This is a genomic window from Sinomonas gamaensis (assembly GCF_005876955.1).
Classification (GTDB): Bacteria; Actinomycetota; Actinomycetes; order Actinomycetales; family Micrococcaceae; genus Sinomonas; species Sinomonas gamaensis.
The window spans coordinates 332,612-351,310 of record NZ_SSCL01000003.1; the positions used below are offsets into that span (position 1 = coordinate 332,612).

At 66.2% G+C, this 18,699-nt stretch carries 27 protein-coding genes; 3 read left to right on the forward strand and 24 right to left on the reverse strand.

The window, feature by feature from the left end; translation table 11 throughout:
• Window positions 1–62: 62 nt before the first annotated feature.
• From E5679_RS06335 to E5679_RS06345, 3 genes are read left to right on the forward strand one after another with little or no spacing between them, the layout of a single operon-like run.
• Window positions 63–1,010, forward strand: coding sequence for a carbohydrate ABC transporter permease (locus tag E5679_RS06335; RefSeq protein ID WP_171042262.1), 948 nt, complete (start codon window positions 63–65; stop codon window positions 1,008–1,010).
• Window positions 1,007–1,858 (forward strand): carbohydrate ABC transporter permease, encoded by an 852-nt coding sequence (locus tag E5679_RS06340; RefSeq protein ID WP_138414216.1) that lies wholly within the window; start codon window positions 1,007–1,009, stop codon window positions 1,856–1,858. The genes E5679_RS06335 and E5679_RS06340 overlap by 4 nt, the downstream gene beginning before the upstream one ends.
• Window positions 1,859–1,892: 34 nt before the next feature.
• Window positions 1,893–3,245, forward strand: coding sequence for an ABC transporter substrate-binding protein (locus E5679_RS06345; RefSeq protein ID WP_138414217.1), 1,353 nt, complete (start codon window positions 1,893–1,895; stop codon window positions 3,243–3,245).
• Between the two features lie 110 nt (window positions 3,246–3,355).
• On the opposite strand, the gene E5679_RS06350 is transcribed toward E5679_RS06345, so the two are convergent.
• The 24 genes from E5679_RS06350 to rplC form a co-directional block, all read right to left on the reverse strand.
• Entirely contained in the window at window positions 3,356–4,279 is a 924-nt protein-coding gene (locus E5679_RS06350) for an NADP-dependent oxidoreductase (protein ID WP_138414218.1), read from the reverse strand.
• 50 nt (window positions 4,280–4,329) lie between these two features.
• Window positions 4,330–5,940, reverse strand: a complete 1,611-nt coding sequence (locus E5679_RS06355; RefSeq protein WP_138414219.1) for a hypothetical protein — start codon at window positions 5,938–5,940, stop codon at window positions 4,330–4,332.
• Between the two features lie 47 nt (window positions 5,941–5,987).
• Window positions 5,988–6,815, reverse strand: coding sequence for a type I methionyl aminopeptidase (gene map / locus E5679_RS06360; protein ID WP_138414220.1), 828 nt, complete (start codon window positions 6,813–6,815; stop codon window positions 5,988–5,990).
• Window positions 6,816–6,901: 86 nt separating this feature from the next.
• A complete protein-coding gene (locus tag E5679_RS06365; protein ID WP_138414221.1) occupies window positions 6,902–7,486 on the reverse strand; it encodes an adenylate kinase in 585 nt (194 codons plus the stop codon).
• On the reverse strand, window positions 7,483–8,805 hold the full coding sequence (gene secY, locus E5679_RS06370) for a preprotein translocase subunit SecY (RefSeq protein ID WP_138414222.1): 1,323 nt from the start codon (window positions 8,803–8,805) through the stop codon (window positions 7,483–7,485). Before secY ends, E5679_RS06365 begins: the two co-directional genes overlap by 4 nt.
• A 231-nt stretch (window positions 8,806–9,036) precedes the next feature.
• Window positions 9,037–9,507 (reverse strand): 50S ribosomal protein L15, encoded by a 471-nt coding sequence (rplO, locus tag E5679_RS06375; protein ID WP_138414223.1) that lies wholly within the window; start codon window positions 9,505–9,507, stop codon window positions 9,037–9,039.
• Window positions 9,507–9,713, reverse strand: a complete 207-nt coding sequence (gene rpmD / locus E5679_RS06380; RefSeq protein ID WP_043119375.1) for a 50S ribosomal protein L30 — start codon at window positions 9,711–9,713, stop codon at window positions 9,507–9,509. The genes rplO and rpmD overlap by 1 nt, the downstream gene beginning before the upstream one ends.
• A 3-nt stretch (window positions 9,714–9,716) precedes the next feature.
• Entirely contained in the window at window positions 9,717–10,367 is a 651-nt protein-coding gene (rpsE, locus tag E5679_RS06385) for a 30S ribosomal protein S5 (protein ID WP_171042270.1), read from the reverse strand.
• Between the two features lie 38 nt (window positions 10,368–10,405).
• A complete protein-coding gene (gene rplR / locus E5679_RS06390; RefSeq protein ID WP_138414225.1) occupies window positions 10,406–10,789 on the reverse strand; it encodes a 50S ribosomal protein L18 in 384 nt (127 codons plus the stop codon).
• Between the two features lie 2 nt (window positions 10,790–10,791).
• Window positions 10,792–11,328 (reverse strand): 50S ribosomal protein L6, encoded by a 537-nt coding sequence (gene rplF / locus E5679_RS06395; RefSeq protein WP_138414226.1) that lies wholly within the window; start codon window positions 11,326–11,328, stop codon window positions 10,792–10,794.
• 19 nt (window positions 11,329–11,347) lie between these two features.
• A complete protein-coding gene (rpsH, locus tag E5679_RS06400; protein ID WP_043119382.1) occupies window positions 11,348–11,746 on the reverse strand; it encodes a 30S ribosomal protein S8 in 399 nt (132 codons plus the stop codon).
• Window positions 11,747–11,821: 75 nt separating this feature from the next.
• The gene (rplE, locus tag E5679_RS06405) at window positions 11,822–12,400 is read right to left on the reverse strand and encodes a 50S ribosomal protein L5 (protein WP_138414227.1); all 579 of its coding nucleotides are present in this window, start codon (window positions 12,398–12,400) and stop codon (window positions 11,822–11,824) included.
• Complete coding sequence (rplX, locus tag E5679_RS06410; RefSeq protein WP_138414228.1) at window positions 12,400–12,762, reverse strand: 50S ribosomal protein L24; 363 nt, start codon at window positions 12,760–12,762, stop codon at window positions 12,400–12,402. Before rplX ends, rplE begins: the two co-directional genes overlap by 1 nt.
• A gap of 3 nt (window positions 12,763–12,765) precedes the next feature.
• Window positions 12,766–13,134, reverse strand: coding sequence for a 50S ribosomal protein L14 (gene rplN / locus E5679_RS06415; protein WP_003803789.1), 369 nt, complete (start codon window positions 13,132–13,134; stop codon window positions 12,766–12,768).
• 511 nt (window positions 13,135–13,645) lie between these two features.
• Window positions 13,646–13,948 carry a 30S ribosomal protein S17 gene (gene rpsQ, locus E5679_RS06420; RefSeq protein WP_138414229.1) on the reverse strand — a complete coding sequence of 101 codons (303 nt, stop codon included), beginning with the start codon at window positions 13,946–13,948 and terminating at the stop codon, window positions 13,646–13,648.
• Window positions 13,945–14,277 (reverse strand): 50S ribosomal protein L29, encoded by a 333-nt coding sequence (gene rpmC / locus E5679_RS21420; protein WP_138414336.1) that lies wholly within the window; start codon window positions 14,275–14,277, stop codon window positions 13,945–13,947. Before rpmC ends, rpsQ begins: the two co-directional genes overlap by 4 nt.
• 2 nt (window positions 14,278–14,279) lie before the next feature.
• Entirely contained in the window at window positions 14,280–14,696 is a 417-nt protein-coding gene (gene rplP / locus E5679_RS06430) for a 50S ribosomal protein L16 (protein ID WP_138414230.1), read from the reverse strand.
• Window positions 14,697–15,521: a 30S ribosomal protein S3 gene (rpsC, locus tag E5679_RS06435; RefSeq protein WP_138414231.1), complete on the reverse strand. Its 825-nt coding sequence runs from the start codon at window positions 15,519–15,521 to the stop codon at window positions 14,697–14,699.
• Window positions 15,522–15,887 carry a 50S ribosomal protein L22 gene (rplV, locus tag E5679_RS06440; RefSeq protein ID WP_138414232.1) on the reverse strand — a complete coding sequence of 122 codons (366 nt, stop codon included), beginning with the start codon at window positions 15,885–15,887 and terminating at the stop codon, window positions 15,522–15,524.
• 56 nt (window positions 15,888–15,943) lie between these two features.
• Window positions 15,944–16,225 (reverse strand): 30S ribosomal protein S19, encoded by a 282-nt coding sequence (rpsS, locus tag E5679_RS06445; protein WP_043119392.1) that lies wholly within the window; start codon window positions 16,223–16,225, stop codon window positions 15,944–15,946.
• Between the two features lie 12 nt (window positions 16,226–16,237).
• Window positions 16,238–17,077 carry a 50S ribosomal protein L2 gene (rplB, locus tag E5679_RS06450; protein ID WP_138414233.1) on the reverse strand — a complete coding sequence of 280 codons (840 nt, stop codon included), beginning with the start codon at window positions 17,075–17,077 and terminating at the stop codon, window positions 16,238–16,240.
• 30 nt (window positions 17,078–17,107) lie between these two features.
• Entirely contained in the window at window positions 17,108–17,416 is a 309-nt protein-coding gene (gene rplW / locus E5679_RS06455) for a 50S ribosomal protein L23 (protein ID WP_138414234.1), read from the reverse strand.
• Window positions 17,413–18,036, reverse strand: coding sequence for a 50S ribosomal protein L4 (rplD, locus tag E5679_RS06460; protein WP_138414235.1), 624 nt, complete (start codon window positions 18,034–18,036; stop codon window positions 17,413–17,415). The genes rplW and rplD overlap by 4 nt, the downstream gene beginning before the upstream one ends.
• 4 nt (window positions 18,037–18,040) lie before the next feature.
• Entirely contained in the window at window positions 18,041–18,691 is a 651-nt protein-coding gene (gene rplC, locus E5679_RS06465) for a 50S ribosomal protein L3 (RefSeq protein WP_138414236.1), read from the reverse strand.
• Window positions 18,692–18,699: the final 8 nt, after the last annotated feature.

Below are 18,699 nucleotides of genomic sequence, written 5' to 3' on the forward strand. Positions count from 1 at the left end.
CTCTCTCAGAACGCCCTTTCCCGCCTCCGGGCGACGGTACGGCGTGGTCGACTAATGCCGCTATGACCAAACTCGATCTGGACAGACCGCAGCCCGCGGTCGTTGCCCGTGCGCCCCGGACGCGCCCCCGCTGGTCGCTCAGGAGCCGCCGCGACTTCCTTGTGTTCCTCGCGATGGCACTCCCCAATCTGGCCCTCATCGCCGTGTTCACCCACCGGCCACTCCTCGCGAACCTCCAGTACTCGACGCTCGACTGGACGCTCGGCGCGTCGACGGCCCGGGTCGTCGGCCTCGCCAACTACGTCGACTTCTTCACGAGCGACGACGCACCCCGGGTCCTGGGCACGACGGCCGCCTTCACCCTGTTCACCGTGGGCCTCTCCATGGTGCTGGGCCTTCTCGTGGCCCTGGCCCTCAATTCGAAGGTGCGGGGCACGACGTTCGCCCGTTCCGCCGTCTTCGCGCCGTACGTGCTCTCGGGAGTGGGCGTCGGACTCGTGTGGATGTTCATCTTCGACCCCGGCTACGGCGTACTCGCCTGGGTGCTGCGGGGCCTCGGCCAGAGCAGCCCTCAGTGGTTCAACGATCCACAGCTTGCGCTCACGATGGTCACGATCGTCTACGTCTGGAAGAACCTCGGGTACTGCGCGGTCGTCTATCTCGCCGGGCTGCAGTCGCTTCCGGGTGACGTCATGGAGGCGGCGGAACTCGACGGCGCGGGATCCGCTCGGAGGTTCTGGAGCATCGCGCTCCCGCTCCTCTCCCCCACGACCTTCTTCCTCCTCATCACCACGATCCTCTCGAGCCTCCAGGCCTTCGACCTCATCCGCATCATGACGCCGCTGGGCACCGGGACCAGCACCCTCATCTACGAGGCCTACCTCCAGGCGTTCGGCGCCTACAACCGCGCAGGCTACTCCGCAGCGATCTCGGTGATCCTGTTCGCAATCCTGCTCATCGTCACGGTGGTCCAGATCCGGTTCGTCGAGCGGAAGGTCCACTACTCATGAGAAGCGCCTTCTCGCGATCCAATCTGGTCAAGACCTTGGCCGGCGGCTATGTGCCGCTCGTCCTCGCAACGCTCATCGTGTTCCTCCCGCTCGCCTGGATGGCACTGAGCTCGTTCAAGACGCCGGGCGAGATCGTCACGACCGATCTGAGGATCCTGCCCCAGCAGCTCTACACCCAGAACTACGCCGAGGCGACCACCACCGTGCCGTTCGGCAGGTTCTTCCTCAATTCCGCGATCGTGACCTTCGTGGGCTCGGCCATCAAGGTGGCGCTCGCGATCCTCACGGCGTACGCCCTCGTGTTCGTGCGGTTCCCCTTCAAGAACGCCATCTTCGTCCTCATCCTCGTGGCACTGATGGTGCCCCCACAGGTCGCGATCCTCCCGAACTACGTGCTCATCGCCGGAATGGGCGGAAAGAACACGCTGTGGGGCATCATCCTCCCCGGCCTCGGGACGGCGTTCGGCACGTTCCTCCTGCGCCAGCACTTCAAGACGCTTCCCGCCTCGATCCTCGAGGCCGCGGAACTCGACGGCGCCGGCCACTGGCGGCGCCTCTGGCGGATCGTAGCCCCGGTCTCGCTCCCGTCCATCGCGACCGTAGCGCTCGTAACCATCGTCAACGAGTGGAACGACTACATCTGGCCGCTCATCATCACCGACCGGCCCGAGACGATGACCCTCCCCGTGGGCCTCACGCTCCTCCAGAACTCCGAGGGCAACACGGGCTCCGGCTGGGGAATCCTCATGGCCGGCGCCGTCCTCGTCATCCTCCCCGTCCTCGTGGTCTTCGCGATGCTCCAGCGCTACATCGTCGCGGGCCTCACGCAGGGCAGCGTCTCCAACTGAACCCACCCGCACCCACCGCACGAAAGGCCCCACCATGGCATTCCCCGTCAACCGTCGCGGCTTCCTCGCCCTCACCGGAGCTGGGGCCGGCGCCCTCGCCCTGGCCGCCTGCGCCGGCCCGGACACCTCCGGCGGTACGGCCGCCAAAGCGGGCGCCAGTCCCGACACCGACTTCTCCAACGTCAAGCCCGCTTCGAGCATCGAGTTCTGGACGAACCACCCCGGCCAGTCGCAGGCTGTCGAGCAGCAGATCATCGAAAAGTTCCAGAAGGCGAACCCGGGCATCACGGTCAACCTCGTCACCGCGGGCGCGAACTACGAGGAGATCGCCCAGAAATTCCAGACGGCGCAGGCCGCGAAGTCGGGTCTGCCGGGCGTCGTGGTCCTCTCCGACGTCTGGTGGTTCCGCTACTACGTCAACGGGAACATCATTCCGCTGGACTCGCTCGCCAAGCAGCTCGGCGTCCAGCTGAGCGACTACCGCGATTCGCTCGTCAAGGACTACCAGTACGGCGGCAAGCAGTGGGCCCTGCCGTACGGCCGTTCCACGCCGCTGTTCTACTACAACAAGGACCACTTCAAGGCCGCCGGCCTCCCCGACCGCGCGCCGAAGTCGTGGGACGAGTTCGACGACTGGGCCCCCAAGCTCAAGGCAGCCTCGGGCGCCCAGTACGCCTACATGTACCCGGCCCTCGCCGGCTATGCCGGCTGGACGCTCCAGAACAACCTGTGGGGCTGGGGCTCCGGCTGGTCCAACAGCTGGGACATCACCTGCGATTCCGCCGACGCCGTCGCTGCGATGCAGTGGGTCCAGGACTCGGTGTACAAGGACAAGTGGGCGGGCGTCTCCTCGAAGGAGTCGGCCGATGACTTCGCCGCGGGCATCGCCTCAGCGACCATTTCCTCGACCGGTTCGCTCGTCGGCATCCTGAAGAACGCCAAGTTCAACGTCGGGGTCGGCTTCCTCCCGGGCGGCCCGAAGGCGTCCACGAACGTCTGCCCCACCGGCGGCGCCGGCCTCGGCATCCCGTCTGGGATCACCAAGGAGCAGCAGCTTGCCGCGGCGATGTTCATCAAGTTCGTCGGAGAGCCGGAGAACACGGCCGCCTTCTCCGCCGCGACCGGCTACATGCCTGTGCGCAAGTCCGCGGATATGACCGCCGTCCTCGCGAAGACCCCGCAGATCCAGACCGCAATCGACCAGCTCGCCGTGACCAAGGTCCAGGACAACGCGCGCGTGTTCCTGCCGGGCGCCGACCAGGAGATGGCCAAGTCGGTCGCCAAGATCGTGACCCAGCAGGGTGACGTCAAGGCCATCATGGCGGACCTCAAGAAGACCCTCACGGGCATCTACGAGAAGGACGTCAGGCCGAAGCTGACCGCTTGAACCGAGTCTGCCCAAGCCCAGTCCGCCTGAGCCTAGCCCGCCTGGGTTAAGCACGACGGCGCCGCTCACCTCAGAGGCGAGCGGCGCCGTCGTCGTCTGTCGCTAGCTAGCTAGACCCGAACCACGAGCTTGCCGCGAACGTGCCCGCTCTCAAGCTTCCGATAGGCCTGGGCCGCGTCGGCGAGGTCGAAGATCTCGGCAATCTCGACCTTGAGCTTCCCCCGCGCGGCAAGGCCTGCGAGCTCGGCCAAGTTGGCGCGATCGGGACGGACCCAGATGTACTGGCCGCCGTAAACATCCCGAGCCCTGTGGTCTGTGATGGACGCGACGATGCCGCCGTCGCGAAGAAGAGCATGGACCGTGTCGAGTGCGGAGTGGCCCGCGAAGTCGAGGATGACGTCGAAGCCCTCCGGCGCGAGCGCCTTGGCCGCCTCGACCAGACCGTGTCCGTACGCCAGCGGCTCGGCCCCGAATGAGCGCAGGTACTCGTGGTTCCGCTCGGAGGCAGTGCCGATCACCCGCGCACCCGCGAGCACGGCGAGCTGGGTCGCGAACGAGCCCACTCCCCCCGCCGCGGCGTGGACGAGCACGGTCTGGCCAGCAGAGACGTCGGCGCGCCGCACCGCCTGAAGTGCGGTGAGGCCCGCAAGCGGCAGCGCGGCCGCCTCCTCGAAGCTCAACTCCTTCGGCTTGTGGGCTGCCGTCCGGACAGGGACCTCGACAAGTTCAGCGAGAGTGCCGCCTGAGACGACGTCCTTGCGGGCATAGGCAAGGATCTCGTCGCCCACTTCGAATTCCGGCGTGTCCAACCCGGTCTTCACCACGACCCCCGCCACATCCCATCCGGGAATCACCGGGAACACCGCATCCATGAGACCCCTGAGGTGACCTTGCCGGATCTTGTAGTCAACGGGATTGAGACTGGCGGCCTTGACCCGCACGAGCACGGAATCCGAGCCTGGATGGGCATCCCGGACTTCCCTCAGTTCAAGAACGTCTGCATCGCCGAAGCGTTCGTACGTTATCGCCTTCACATGTGTCCCGAACGTGCAGTCAACGGGCAGAATTCCCTGACGAGAATTCCCTAGGGGGTGGCGTTCGGATTGACCGCCCCGAGGGTCAGCACCTCCGAGCCGAAGTCAGTGATGGTGTACCGACCGCATGGCACGGTCTGGCGGGGCGCATCCGTGACTGCGGCGGGGAGAGCCGGGGCAGGGTACTGGGCGTCGCTCAGCACGAAAGAGACGTTCTGCGAGCGGTAGTCGGACCGATCGGTGAGCCAGGGATAGGCTCCGAACGAGTTGTCGACTTGGACGAGCTGCCGCGGATCCGCGAGATATGCCTTCGGCCCGCGAATCGTCCAGAATCGGCCGGCCCCTGTCCGGTGGCTCGCTGTGATCCACGTGTCCACGCAGCGGACGTCGGGATCCATCGCTTCGGCCGAGCTCCGCACGGCGAGGGCCGCCAAGGCCGATGCTCCGAGGGACGCCGCGGCGACCACCGCAACCAAGACCGTCAGCACCCGTCGCGGCAGCCTCCGAACAAGGCTCCCCTCGGAGAACAGCCCGGGCGCAAGGACCACGGCGCCGAGCGGTGCAAAGAACACCGGCTGGAAGTAGCGCGTTCCCACCCCGCCCAGTGCCACCATCCCCACGACGACGACGAGCGGCGCCACCCACGCCACCCCGGCAACGACTCCGGCCGGACCGTCCGCAACTGCCACCGAACGGCGGAAGACGAAGATCGCCACGAGGAGAAGCACCAGAACAGCAATCAGCTCGAGGGAGCCCAGGAGGTTCGACGTCCGGTCCAGAAGAAGCCGGGCATAGTAGATCAGGGTTCCCGAGGGATTGCCGGGATTCGCATAGGCCGGGCCGTCCTTCGTGATCATTGGCGCGAAGGGGATCCTCCCGAGAAGGCCCAAGGCCGCGCCCACTGCGAGGACCGTCGCGACCCGACCGAAGGAGCGCCACGGCACGGCCCGCCTCCACGCGAGAAGCCCGAAGACCAGCACGAGCGGAATCGCTTCCCACCCCAGATAGAGGGGGTTGGTCAGGGTCGAAACAGCAGCCACGCCCAGGAGCCCGAATTCGAGAAACGTACGGCGACGTCGCGTGGCCACCCGTGCAAGCGGAGCGGCGAGGGCCGTCGAGAGCACGGACGCGATGACGGTCATGCTGTAAAACGTGCTCGTGGCCAGCAGGGACGCCAGTTCGAACGAGTCCCACCGCGACGAGTCCTCGAACAGCGTCAGGAGGACGACGAGGCCGAACGCCGCGAGGGCCCCGGCGATGCGGCGGCCGCGCGCCCACTCGGGCCGAAGGAGGCCGCTCATGAGCCGAAGCGAACCGTACAGCAGGAGGAAGTTGGCCACCCCGACGGCGGCGAACGTACCCTTGATCCCGAGCCCCAGCGCCGCGATCGCGAAATACAGCCCCATCTCGGGAATGAAGAGGACCGCAGAGAGGGCCCAGTCCTGAGGCTGGCCCGCGACGACCGAGCTGCGGACGAGTGCGGGAAGGACAGTCTCGGAATCGTAGTAGAGCATCCACGAGCGGTCAGTTGCGGTGAGATGCACGACGACGACGAGCGCCAGCAGCACGGCGACCAACCATCCAGCCACCTCCGAGGCCCACCCAGCCACCGGCGTGGCCCCCTCGCGGACCTCCCCCACAGCGTCCAGCTCACGCCTCACGGTGCCCCCTCGTGCCCCTCGGCCTGCCTCCCGGACAGTCTAGGCCGTCAGGCGGGGATCGGTACCGGGGTCACGCCCAAGGGCTCGAGCTCAGAGGCCCCGCCGTCCTCGGAGGTGAGCACCCAGATGCCATCACTGTGGCGGGCGACCGAATGCTCCCATTGCGACGAACGCGCGCCGTCGGTCGTCACGACGGTCCACTCGTCATCGAGCACCTTCGTATCGATGGAACCGCGGACCAGCATCGGCTCAATGGCCAGGGCCAGGCCCGGCTTGATCTTCGCGCCGCGATGGCCCGTGCGGTAGTTGAGCACATCCGGCGCCATGTGCATCTGGGAGCCGATCCCGTGGCCCACGTAGTCCTCGAGGATCCCGAGCGGTGCGCCGGGCTGGGCGGTCACGAAATCGTCGATGGCGTCGCCGATGTCGCCCACGTGCGTGCCACGGCCGAACGCGGCGATGCCGTGCCACATCGCCTGACGGGTGACCTCGGAGAGCCGCACGTCCTCGGGGTCGCCCTCGCCGACGATCACCGTGCGGGCCGAGTCCGCGTTCCAGCCCCGGACGATGCAGCCGCCGTCGATCGAGAGGATGTCGCCGTCACGCAGCTTCCGCTGGCCGGGAATCCCATGCACCACCTCGTCATTGACGGAGACGCAGATGTGCTTCGGATAGCCGAAGTAGCCGAGGAAGTTGTACTGGGCGCCGGCCGCATCGACCACTTCGGCGAACGCCGCGTCCAGCTCGTCAGTGGAGACGCCCGGGGCCACAGCAGCCACGGCCGCGTCCAGAGCCCGGCTCAGCAGCACCCCGGCCTCCGCCATGATGCGCAGCTGTCCGTTGTTCTTGTACTCGATCTTGCGCTGTCCGATCACAGGATTCCTCTCCCCGCAGAACAACGGCGCCGCCCGCTCAAGGCGAGTGGCGCCGTCGTCGTCAATTGCTGCTGTGCAGATCTGGCTCAGGCGGGATCCGGCGCGCCGTTCTTGATGGCGGCCAGAACGCGCTCGGTGACCTCGTCGATGGCGCCGATGCCGTCGACCTTGGTGAGGATGCCGCGCTCCTCGTAGCGCGACACGACCGCCTCGGTCTGCGTGTGGTAAAGCTCGAGGCGGTGACGGATCACCGTCTCGTTGTCGTCGCTGCGGCCCGTCTCCCGGGCGCGGCCCAGGAGGCGCTTGACGAGTTCCTCGTCGTCCGCGGTGAGCTGCAGGACCACGTCGAGGCTCAGGCCCGACTCCGCCAGGATCTCGTCGAGGTACTCCACCTGCGCCACGGTGCGCGGGTAGCCGTCGAGGAGGAAGCCGTCGCGGACGTCGTCCTGCGCGAGGCGGTCGCGCACCATGCTGTTCGTCACGCTGTCCGGGACAAAGTCGCCTGCGTCTATGTACTTCTTGGCCTCGAGGCCGAGCGGAGTCTCCTCCTTGACGTTGAAGCGGAAGATGTCCCCGGTCGAGATGGCGACGATGCCGAGTCCGTGGGAGATCCGTTCGGCCTGAGTGCCCTTGCCGGAGCCAGGGGGGCCAATGAGCAGCATTCTCGTCATCGCAGTAGTCCTTCGTAGTGTCGCTGTTGGAGCTGTGCATCGATCTGCTTGACCGTCTCGAGGCCCACGCCCACCATGATGAGGATCGACGTGCCGCCGAACGGGAAGTTCGTGTTGGCCTGCACCAGCACGAGCGCGATCAGCGGAATGAGGGCCACGATGCCGAGGTACAGCGAGCCCGGCAGCGTGATGCGCGAAAGTACGTACTGCAGGTAATCCGCAGTCGGCTTCCCGGCCCGGATGCCCGGGATGAAGCCCCCGTACTTCTTCATGTTGTCGGCAACCTCTTCAGGGTTGAAGGTGATGGCGACGTAGAAGTATGTGAAGAAGAGGATCAGCACGAAGTAGATCACCATGTAGACCGGGTGATCGCCGCGCGTGAGGTTGTTGTTGATCCACTCGACCCACGGCTGGATGTTCGAGCCGTCCTTCGGAGTGTTGAACTGGGCCACGAGCGCCGGCAGGTACAGCATCGACGACGCGAAGATCACCGGGATGACGCCGGCCATGTTGACCTTCACCGGGATGTAGGTGGTGGTTCCGCCGACCGTGCGGCGGCCGATCATGCGCTTCGCGTACTGCACAGGGATGCGCCGCTGGGACTGCTCGACGAACACCACCAGAGCCATCGTGACGAGGCCGATCACCAGCACGATGAAGAACGTGCCCGGGCCCTTCGAGGACCAGATCGCGCCGAGCGACGCCGGGAAGTTCGCGGCGATCGACGTGAAGATGAGCAGCGACATGCCATTGCCGATGCCCTTCTCCGTCACCAGCTCGCCCATCCACATGATGAGCCCGGTGCCCGCCGTGAGCGTGATGATGACGAGCAGGGTCGTGATGATGCTCTGATCGGGGATGATCGGCAGCTGGCAGTTCGGGAACAGCTGGCCCGAACGGACGAGCGAGACGAGGGTCGTCGCATTCAGGAGGCCCAGCGCGATGGTCAGATACCGCGTGTACTGCGTGAGCTTCGTCTGCCCCGCCTGGCCCTCCTCGTACAGCTCCTGGAACCGCGGAATCACCACACGGAGCAGCTGCACGATGATGCTGGCCGTGATGTAGGGCATGATCCCCAGCGCGAATACCGAGACCTGCAGCAGCGCGCCGCCGCTGAACAGGTTCATGAGCTGGTAGATGCCCTGCTGCTGGTCCTGGCCGCTCACGAGCGGCGACAGGCACGTCTTGACGTTGCTGTAGTTGACCCCTGGTGAGGGGATGAACGCGCCCAGACGGAAGATCGCGATGATGCCCAGCGTGAACAGCAGCTTGCGCCGCAGGTCCGGCGTTCGGAATGCCCGGCCAATGGCAGAGAGCACGCTTCTCCTCCCCGATCACGAGGAACGTAGGGTCAGGGCTCGCGCGCAGACTGCTGCGCGAGCGAGTACAGCTACCGAGTCTACCGGCTGGCCGTCCCCGGAGGATAATTCCGGGGTTGCACGCCCGTTGCCGGCGCACGCGAAAGGCCCCCGCCGCGCGTCATGTGCGCTAGAGCACACGACGGCGGCAGGGGCCTTCAGCTCACAGCCTCGGCTGGGCTCCGGGGATCGTCAGAGGACGGTCGTGGAGCCGCCCGCTGCGGCGATCTTCTCAGCCGCGGACGCGGAGAACGCGTGCGCGGTGATGTCGAACTTCACAGCCAGGTCGCCGTTGCCGAGCACCTTGACGGGCTGGTTCTTGCGAACGGCGCCCATCGCGATGAGCTCCTCGACACCCACTGTGCCACCCTCGGGGAACAGCTCGACGAGCCGCTCGAGGTTGACCACGGAGTACTCGACCCGGAAGGGGTTCTTGAAGCCGCGGAGCTTCGGGAGACGCATGTGCAGCGGAAGCTGCCCGCCCTCGAACCCTGCGCGGACCTGGTAGCGGGCCTTCGTACCCTTGGTACCGCGACCAGCGGACTTGCCCTTGGAGCCCTCACCGCGACCGACACGGGTCTTCGCGGTCTTGGCGCCGGCGGCCGGACGCAGGTGGTGAACCTTGAGGGCGTGAGCCTTCTGCTCGGTTTCCTTCTCAGCCATTACTTCGCCTCCTCAACCTTCACGAGGTGCGGAACCGTGTTGATCATGCCCACGGTCACAGCGTCGGCCTTGCGGACGACAGTGTGGCCAATGCGCTTGAGGCCCAGGGAGCGCAGCGTCTCGCGCTGGTTCTGCTTGGCGCCGATGACGCCCTTGATCTGGGTGATCTCCAACGTGGCGTCGGAGGGAGCCAGGTTCTTCGCCATGACTCAAACACCTGCCTTCTGGTTCTCGATGTTGCGCACCAGGGCAGCCGGGGCGACCTCCTCGAGCGGGAGACCACGGCGGGCAGCCACAGCCTGCGGCTCCTCGAGACCCTTGAGCGCCTCGATCGTCGCGTGGACGATGTTGATCGCGTTCGAGGAACCGAGGGACTTCGAGAGCACGTCGTGGATGCCAGCGCACTCGAGGACGGCGCGCACCGGACCGCCGGCGATAACGCCGGTACCCGGGGCAGCCGGACGCAGCATGACGACGCCTGCAGCGGCCTCACCCTGCACACGGTGCGGGACAGTCGTGCCGACGCGGGGGACGCGGAAGAACGACTTCTTGGCCTCTTCGACGCCCTTCGCGATGGCCGCGGGAACTTCCTTGGCCTTGCCGTAGCCGACGCCCACGGTGCCGTTGCCGTCGCCGACCACCACGAGAGCCGTGAAGCTGAAGCGGCGGCCGCCCTTGACGACCTTGGCGACGCGGTTGATGGTCACGACGCGCTCGACGAACTGGTTCTTCTCGGCGTCACGGCCACCGTCACGGCCACCGCGGCCGCCACGGTCGCCGCGACCGCGGCCCTCGCCACGACGACCGCCGCGGCGGTCCTCGGTGGCGGGAGCGGCAGCCTCAGCGGCGCCCTCGGTCACATTCTCAGACACGTTGTCCTTCTCGTTGTTCTCAGCGGTCACAGTGCCAGCCCGCCTTCCCGGGCGCCGTCTGCAATCGCAGCAACGCGGCCGTGGTACTTGTTGCCGCCGCGGTCGAACACGACGGACTCGATGCCGGCAGCCTTGGCACGCTCGGCGACGAGCTCGCCGACCCGGCGGGCCTTCGCCGTCTTGTCGCCCTCGAACGCGCGGAGGTCAGCCTCGAGCGTGGAGGCCGAGACGAGCGTGATGCCCTTGCTGTCGTCGACAACCTGGACGAACACGTGGCGCGAAGACCGCGTGACGACGAGACGCGGACGCTCGGCAGAGCCGACGATGCGCTTGCGCAGGCGGATGTGCCGGCGCGAGCGGGACGCGGTGCGCGACTTCGCGGGCTGCTTCTTGTTGATGCTCAGACCCATGGTTACTTACCAGCCTTCCCGACCTTGCGGCGGACAACTTCGCCGGCGTAACGGATGCCCTTGCCCTTGTAGGGATCAGGCTTGCGCAGCTTGCGGATGTTGGCAGCCACCTCGCCGACACGCTGCTTGTCGATGCCGGACACGGTGAACTTGGTGGGGTTCTCCACCGTGAACGCGATGCCCTCCGGAGCGGTGACGGTCACCGGGTGGGAGAAGCCGAGCGCGAACTCGAGGTCCGAGCCCTTGGCCTGCACGCGGTAACCCGTGCCGACGATCTCGAGCTTCTTCTCGTAGCCCTTGGTGACGCCCTCGATCATGTTGGCGAGGAGCGTGCGGGTGAGACCGTGCAGCGAACGCGCGATGCGCTCGTCGTTCGGGCGGGTCACCGAGAGGGTGCTGTCCTCGAGGTTGACCTCGATCGGGCTCGCCACGGTGTGTGTGAGCTCGCCCTTGCCACCCTTGACGGTGACGACAGAGCCGTCGATCGTGATCTCGACGCCGGACGGGACGGTGATGGGGAGACGTCCAATGCGGGACATATCTTCTTCCTTCCTTCCCTTACCAGACGTACGCGAGGACTTCGCCGCCCACGCCCTTCTTGGCAGCCTGACGGTCGGTCAGGAGCCCAGAAGAGGTGGACAGGATGGCGATGCCGAGGCCGCCCAGCACGTGCGGGAGGTTCGTGGACTTCGCGTACACGCGGAGACCCGGCTTGGAGATGCGGCGGACGCCCGCGATGGAGCGCTCACGGTTCGGACCGAACTTGAGCGTCAGGGTCAGCTTCTTGCCGACCTCGGCGTCCTCTTCCTTCCAGCCGGCGATGAAGCCCTCGGCCTTGAGGATGTCGGCAACTCGGACCTTGAGCTTCGACGAAGGCATAGCAACCTCGTCGTGGTAGGCCGAGTTGGCGTTGCGCAGACGGGTAAGCATGTCTGCGACGGGATCAGTCATAGTCATGTGGGCTCGTGCCCTTCCTCATGACGGTTTCCACTCGAACCCCGAAGGACCCGAGCGGACCTGTCATGTAGTGATTCAGTCTTCGTTCTTGAACGGGAAGCCAAGCGCCTTGAGCAGCGCGCGACCCTCGTCGTCGGTCTTGGCGGTCGTGACGACCGTGATGTCCATGCCGCGGAGGCGATCGATCTTGTCCTGGTCGATCTCGTGGAACATCACCTGCTCGGTGAGGCCGAACGTGTAGTTGCCGTTGCCGTCGAACTGCTTGCCGCTGAGGCCGCGGAAGTCGCGGATACGCGGAAGAGCAAGGGTCACGAGGCGGTCCACGAACTCCCACATGCGGTCGCCGCGAAGCGTCGCGAAGGCGCCGATCGGCATGCCCTCACGGAGCTTGAACTGGGCGATCGACTTGCGGGCCTTGGTGACCTGCGGCTTCTGGCCCGTAATGAGGGTCAGGTCGCGCACAGCGCCCTCGATCAGCTTCGAGTCCTTCGCGGCGTCGCCGACGCCCATGTTCACGACAACCTTGACCAGGCGCGGGACCTGGTTCACGTTGACGTACTTGAACTCGTCCTGGAGGGCACCCTTGATGGTGTCCGCGTACTTCGCCTTGAGACGGGGCACGATCTTGACCGGAGTCTCGACAGTCTCAGTCATCAGATGTCCTTCCCAGTGGCCTTGGAGTAGCGGATGCGGACCGTCTTCTGGCGGCCGTCCTTCTCCACGGTCTCGACGCGGAAGCCGACCTTCGTGGGCTTCTTGGTCTCGGGGTCAACGAGGGCCACGTTCGAGACGTGGATCGGAGCCTCGACCTGCTCGATGCCGCCGGTCTTCGTGCCGCGCTGCGACTGGCCGACCTTGGTGTGCTTGGTGACGCGGTTGATGCCCTCGACGAGCACGCGGCTCGTTGCGGGGAACACCTTCAGGACCTTGCCCTGCTTGCCCTTGTCACCGCCCTTTTCCTGCTTGGTGCCGGTGATGACCTGGACCAGGTCGCCCTTCTTGATCTTTGCGCCCATGAGTCAGAGCACCTCCGGAGCCAGCGAGACGATCTTCATGAACTTCTTGTCGCGCAGCTCGCGGCCGACCGGGCCGAAGATACGCGTACCACGGGGGTCGCCGTCGTTCTTGAGGATGACTGCAGCGTTCTCGTCGAACTTGATGTAGGAGCCGTCCGCGCGGCGGCGCTCCTTCTTGGTGCGGACGATGACGGCCTTGACCACGTCGCCCTTCTTGACGTTCCCGCCAGGGATCGCGTCCTTGACGGTGGCGACGATAACGTCGCCGATACCTGCGTAGCGGCGGCCAGATCCACCGAGAACGCGGATGGTGAGGATTTCCTTCGCACCCGTGTTGTCGGCGACCTTGAGCCGCGACTCCTGCTGAATCACTTCTACTCCTTACGTCACGCTGGTTCTCAGATCGCGGTCTTGCTGCGCCGAGCCTTGCGGAACGGATTGTCGGGGTGTCTCTCGATCCGCCTGGATGTGGCCAGAACGGACCTGAACCGCCGTGCCAGAGGCAATTGACCCCTTCCCGGCAAGGCCCGCGCGCGGGCGCGCAGAAGGGCATTATGCGGTGGCACGATTGTTCACGAGGTACTGCACGCCTGCTTGACGCCCCCTCGGGAGGGCACGCCGAATGCAGTCGTACAAGCTCAATATCGTAGCACGAAAGGCGAACCCTCTTGACATCGGGGGTTCCGCTGTCGTCCCCTCCCCCACCAACTCGGGTACGCCAACTCTCCCCCTCCGGCGTCTCGGGTGCACCAACTGATCCTGGAGCGGCACTAGCCGCACCCGAAACGGAGGAGGAGAGCGTTAGCCGCACCCGAAACGCCGAAGCGGCCCGCCCCTCACATGAGGGACGGGCCGCCTTCGAATCGGGTGGAACCCGAAGGGCCTACTTGGCCTTCTCGAGGATCTCCACGAGGCGCCACCGCTTGGTGGCGGACAGCGGGCGGGTCTCGGCGATGAGAACGAGGTCGCCGATGCCGGCGGTGTTGTTCTCGTCGTGAGCCTTGCGCTTCTCGGTGCGGCGGATGACCTTGCCGTAGAGCGAGTGCTTCACGCGGTCCTCGACCTCGACGACGATCGTCTTGTCCATCTTGTCGGACACGACGTAGCCACGGGCCGTCTTCCGGTGGCCGCGCTTCTCGGCAGCCGCGGCGGCGTTCTCCGTCACGTTGTTCTCCTGCTCGCTCACTTGGCGTCCTCCTCGGTCTCAGCCGGCGCCTCGGGGGCCTCCGACTCAGCCTTGGCGGCCTTCTTGGACTTCTTGGCGTCCTTCGTCTCCGCGACAGCAGCGACGGGCTCGACACGGATGCCGAGCTCGCGCTCACGGAGGACCGTGTAGATGCGGGCGATGTCCTTCTTCACGGACCGAAGCCGGCCGTGGTTCTCAAGCTGGCCCGTTGCCGACTGGAAGCGGAGGTTGAACAGCTCTTCCTTCGCCTTCTTGAGCTCCTCGAGGAGGCGCTCGCTATCCAGCTCGTCGAGCTTCTCAGCGGTCAGGTCCTTCGAACCGACTGCCATTCTCATTCACCACCTTCGCGACGCACGATGCGCGCCTTCAACGGGAGCTTGTGCATCGCGAGGCGAAGAGCCTCACGCGCCACTTCTTCGTTCACACCGGCGAGCTCGAAGAGAACCCGGCCCGGCTTCACGTTGGCGACCCACCACTCCGGCGAACCCTTACCGGAACCCATGCGAGTTTCGGCCGGCTTCTTCGTGAGCGGGCGGTCCGGATAGATGTTGATCCAGACCTTGCCGCCACGCTTGATGTAGCGGGTCATGGCGATACGGGCCGCCTCGATCTGGCGGTTGGTCACGTACGCCGGCGAGAGGGCCTGGATGCCGTACTCGCCGAAGCTGACCTTCGTGCCGCCGGTTGCAGCGCCGGAACGACCCGGGTGGTGCTGCTTGCGGTGCTTCACACGACGGGGAATAAGCATTTAAGCCTCTCCTCCTTCCGCTGCCGGAGCAGCCTCGGCGGCCGGGGCCTCAGTTGCCTCGGGAGCGGCACCCTGCGGCTGGCGGTCGCCAGACGGACGACGACGGCGCTCGCCACCGGGGCGACCCGGACGGTCACCGCGGCCGCGGCCCGACGGAGCAGCGGCAGCCTGGGCGGCCAGCTCCTTGGACGTCACGTCGCCCTTGTAGATCCAGACCTTCACGCCGATGCGGCCGAAGGTCGTCTTGGCCTCGTAGAAGCCGTAGTCGATGTTCGCGCGGAGGGTGTGCAGCGGCACGCGGCCCTCACGGTAGAACTCCGAGCGGGACATCTCGGCGCCGCCGAGACGGCCCGAGCAGGCCACGCGGATACCCTTGGCACCGGCGCGCTGCGCCGACTGCATGGCCTTCTTCATGGCACGGCGGAACGCGACGCGGCTCGAAAGCTGCTCCGCGATGCCCTGGGCCACGAGCTGAGCCTCGATCTCGGGGTTCTTGACCTCGAGGATGTTCAGCTGGACCTGCTTCCCGGTGAGCTTCTCGAGCTCGCCGCGGATGCGGTCGGCCTCGGCACCACGGCGGCCGATCACGATGCCCGGGCGGGCCGTGTGGATGTCCACGCGGACGCGGTCACGGGTGCGCTCGATCTCGACGCGGGCGATGCCTGCGCGCTCCATGCCGTTGGTCATGAGCTTGCGGATCTGGACGTCCTCGCGGACGAAGTCCTTGTAGCGCTGACCCGGCTTGTTGCTGTCGGCAAACCAGTGCGAGACGTGGTCGGTGGTGATGCCGAGTCGGAACCCGTGCGGGTTGACCTTCTGTCCCATTTAGCGGGCCTCCTCGTTCTCCGGGGTCGCCACGACCACAGTGATGTGGCTGGTGCGCTTCTTGATGCGGTACGCGCGGCCCTGGGCACGCGGCTGGAACCGCTTCATGGTCGGACCCTCGTCGACGAACGCCTCGCTGATGTAGAGGTCGCTCTCGTCGAACGGCAGACCATCGCGGTCGGCCAGGACGCGGGCGTTCGCCATCGCGGAGGCGACCACCTTGTAGACCGGCTCCGAAGCCGCCTGCTGGGCGAACTTCAGGATCGCCAGAGCCTCATTCGCCTGCTTGCCACGAACAAGGTTGACGACGCGCCGGGCCTTCATCGGCGTTACGCGGATATGACGCGCAATTGCCTTGGCTTCCATTGCTTTCCTTCTCTTTCTCGAAGTTCAAGCACTGCTTCCTCTGCCATGCGGCAGGGTCAGCGGCGCTTGCCCTTCTTGTCGTCCTTCACGTGGCCGCGGAAAGTCCGCGTCGGGGCGAATTCGCCGAGCTTGTGCCCGACCATCGACTCGGTGATGAAGACCGGTACGTGCTTCCGGCCGTCGTGCACGGCGATCGTGTGCCCGAGCATGTCGGGGATGATCATCGAGCGGCGGGACCAGGTCTTGATGACGTTCTTGGTGCCCTTATCGTTTTCCCGGGCGACCTTCACGAAGAGGTGCTGGTCAACGAAAGGACCCTTCTTCAGGCTGCGTGGCATGTGTCCAGGCTCCTATCGCTTGTTCTTGCCAGTACGACGACGGCGCACAATGAGCTTGTCGCTCGCCTTGTTCGGGCGGCGGGTGCGGCCCTCGGGCTTGCCGTTCGGGTTGACGGGGTGACGGCCACCAGAGGTCTTGCCCTCACCACCACCGTGCGGGTGGTCGACCGGGTTCATCGCGACACCGCGGACGGTCGGGCGGACGCCCTTCCAGCGGAGGCGGCCGGCCTTGCCCCAGTTGATGTTCGACTGCTCGGCGTTGCCGACCTCGCCGACGGTCGCGCGGCAGCGGACGTCGACGTTGCGGACCTCGCCCGACGGCAGGCGGAGCTGGGCGTACTTGCCCTCCTTCGCGACGAGCTGCACCGAGGCACCCGCGGAGCGGGCGAGCTTGGCGCCGCCACCCGGGCGGAGCTCGACGGCGTGGATGACCGTACCGACCGGGATGTTCCGGAGCGGCAGGTTGTTGCCGGGCTTGATGTCGGCGTCCGGACCGGACTCGACGAAGTCGCCCTGCGAGAGCTTGTTCGGCGCGATGATGTACCGCTTGGTACCGTCCACGAAGTGGAGGAGCGCGATGCGAGCCGTACGGTTCGGGTCGTACTCGATCTCCGCGACGCGGGCGTTCACGCCGTCCTTGTCGTGACGGCGGAAGTCGATCAGACGGTACTGGCGCTTGTGCCCACCACCCTTGTGGCGAGTGGTGATACGACCCGTGTTGTTGCGACCGCCCTTCTTGGGGAGCGGACGAACCAGGGACTTCTCCGGCGTCGAGCGCGTGATTTCTGCGAAGTCGGCCACGCTCGAGCCACGGCGGCCCGGGGTAGTCGGCTTGTAGTTACGGATTCCCATTTACCTATTCCTCGTTAAAGTGGTCTCCGCTCAGGCGAGCGGACCGCCGAAGATGTCGATCGTGGCGCCGTCCTTGAGAGTGACGATCGCACGCTTGGTTGCCTTGCGCTGGCCCCAGCCGAAACGGGTCCGCTTGCGCTTGCCCTCGCGGTTGGCCGTGTTCACGGACGCAACCTTGACGGCGAAGATCTGCTCGACCGCGTTCTTGATCTCGGACTTGTTGGAGCGCGGGTCCACCAGGAAGGTGTACTGCCCCTCGTCGATCAGGCCGTAGCTCTTCTCGGAGACGACCGGAGCGATGATGACGTCGCGCGGATCCTTGTAGCTCGATGCAGTCACTTGGAGGTCTCCTCGTTCTTGGGCGCCCGATCGGCGACGAACGCGTCGAAGGCCGCCTTGGTGAACACCACGTCGTCGGAGACCAGCACGTCGTAGGTGTTGAGCTGGTCGGCGTAGAGCGCGTGCACCTCGGGGAGGTTGCGGACCGAGAGGGCTGCGTTCTCCTCGGCGCGCTCGAGGACAACAAGGATGTTCTTGCGGTCGGTGATGGACTTGAGGGTCGCGATCGCGTCCTTCGTGCTCGGCTTCTCGCCCGAGGCGAGGGACTCCACGACGTGGATGCGGCCGTTGCGGGCGCGGTCCGAGAGGGCGCCGCGGAGCGCAGCAGCCTTCATCTTCTTGGGGGTCCGCTGCGAGTAGTCACGCGGGGTCGGACCGTGGACGACGCCACCGCCGGTCATGTGCGGGGCGCGGATCGAGCCCTGGCGTGCGCGGCCGGTGCCCTTCTGCTTGAACGGCTTGCGACCGGCACCGGAAACCTCGCCGCGGTTCTTCACCTTGTGCGTGCCCTGACGGGCAGCGGCCAGCTGGGCGACGACAACCTGGTGCAGCAGCGGCACGTTGGTCTGGACGTCGAAGATCTCGGCAGGGAGATCCACGTTCACAGTTGCGTTAGCCATGAGTTCAGGCTCCCTTCACAGCGGAACGGACCAGGACGACCGAGCCGCGGGCACCCGGGAGGGCGCCCTTGATGAGGAGCAGCGACTTCTCGGCGTCGACAGCGTGGACCGTGAGGTTGAGCGTCGTCTGACGCTCGTTGCCCATGCGGCCAGCCATGCGGAGGCCCTTGAAGACGCGGCCCGGGGTGGCGCAAGCACCGATGGAACCGGGCTTGCGGTGGTTCTTGTGGGCACCGTGCGAGGCAGAGACGCCAGCGAAGCCGTGACGCTTCATGACACCGGCGAAGCCCTTGCCCTTGGTCGTGCCGACGACGTCGATCTTCTGGCCGGCGTCGAACTGCTCGACGGAGAGCTCCTGGCCGAGCGAGTAGGTCTCGGCGTCCGCGGTGCGGACCTCGACGAGGTGACGGCGCGGCGTGACGCCGGCCTTCTCGAAGTGGCCGGCCATCGGCTTCGTGACCTTGCGGGGGTCGATCTGGCCGTAGCCGATCTGGACGGCGGTGTAGCCGTCGGTCTCAGCGTTGCGCAGCTGGGTCACGACGTTCGTGTCAGCCTTGACGACAGTGACGGGGATGACGTTGTTGTTCTCGTCCCAGACCTGGGTCATGCCGAGCTTCGTGCCCAGCAGCCCCTTGACGTTGCGGGTTGCGGTCATAGTTCTCT

Bases quoted from the DNA above. Each gene is read 5' to 3' on its own strand.
- rplD (WP_138414235.1), bottom strand. From the start codon at position 18,036: ATGGCTAACGCAACTGTGAACGTGGATCTCCCTGCCGAGATCTTCGAC.
- rplO (WP_138414223.1), bottom strand. From the start codon at position 9,507: ATGGCTGAGAAGGAAACCGAGCAGAAGGCTCACGCCCTCAAGGTTCAC.
- rpsS (WP_043119392.1), bottom strand. From the start codon at position 16,225: ATGCCACGCAGCCTGAAGAAGGGTCCTTTCGTTGACCAGCACCTCTTC.
- rpsH (WP_043119382.1), bottom strand. From the start codon at position 11,746: ATGACTATGACTGATCCCGTCGCAGACATGCTTACCCGTCTGCGCAAC.
- rplE (WP_138414227.1), bottom strand. From the start codon at position 12,400: ATGACTGAGACTGTCGAGACTCCGGTCAAGATCGTGCCCCGTCTCAAG.
- rplC (WP_138414236.1), bottom strand. From the start codon at position 18,691: ATGACCGCAACCCGCAACGTCAAGGGGCTGCTGGGCACGAAGCTCGGC.
- E5679_RS06340 (WP_138414216.1), top strand. From the start codon at position 1,007: ATGAGAAGCGCCTTCTCGCGATCCAATCTGGTCAAGACCTTGGCCGGC.
- rplV (WP_138414232.1), bottom strand. From the start codon at position 15,887: ATGGAAGCCAAGGCAATTGCGCGTCATATCCGCGTAACGCCGATGAAG.
- rplF (WP_138414226.1), bottom strand. From the start codon at position 11,328: ATGTCCCGCATTGGACGTCTCCCCATCACCGTCCCGTCCGGCGTCGAG.
- rpmD (WP_043119375.1), bottom strand. From the start codon at position 9,713: ATGGCGAAGAACCTGGCTCCCTCCGACGCCACGTTGGAGATCACCCAG.
- E5679_RS06365 (WP_138414221.1), bottom strand. From the start codon at position 7,486: ATGACGAGAATGCTGCTCATTGGCCCCCCTGGCTCCGGCAAGGGCACT.
- rplB (WP_138414233.1), bottom strand. From the start codon at position 17,077: ATGGGAATCCGTAACTACAAGCCGACTACCCCGGGCCGCCGTGGCTCG.
- rplP (WP_138414230.1), bottom strand. From the start codon at position 14,696: ATGCTTATTCCCCGTCGTGTGAAGCACCGCAAGCAGCACCACCCGGGT.
- rplX (WP_138414228.1), bottom strand. From the start codon at position 12,762: ATGGGCGCAAAGATCAAGAAGGGCGACCTGGTCCAGGTCATCACCGGC.
- rplR (WP_138414225.1), bottom strand. From the start codon at position 10,789: ATGGGTCTGAGCATCAACAAGAAGCAGCCCGCGAAGTCGCGCACCGCG.
- rpsC (WP_138414231.1), bottom strand. From the start codon at position 15,521: ATGGGACAGAAGGTCAACCCGCACGGGTTCCGACTCGGCATCACCACC.
- rpmC (WP_138414336.1), bottom strand. From the start codon at position 14,277: ATGGCAGTCGGTTCGAAGGACCTGACCGCTGAGAAGCTCGACGAGCTG.
- E5679_RS06335 (WP_171042262.1), top strand. From the start codon at position 63: ATGACCAAACTCGATCTGGACAGACCGCAGCCCGCGGTCGTTGCCCGT.
- E5679_RS06345 (WP_138414217.1), top strand. From the start codon at position 1,893: ATGGCATTCCCCGTCAACCGTCGCGGCTTCCTCGCCCTCACCGGAGCT.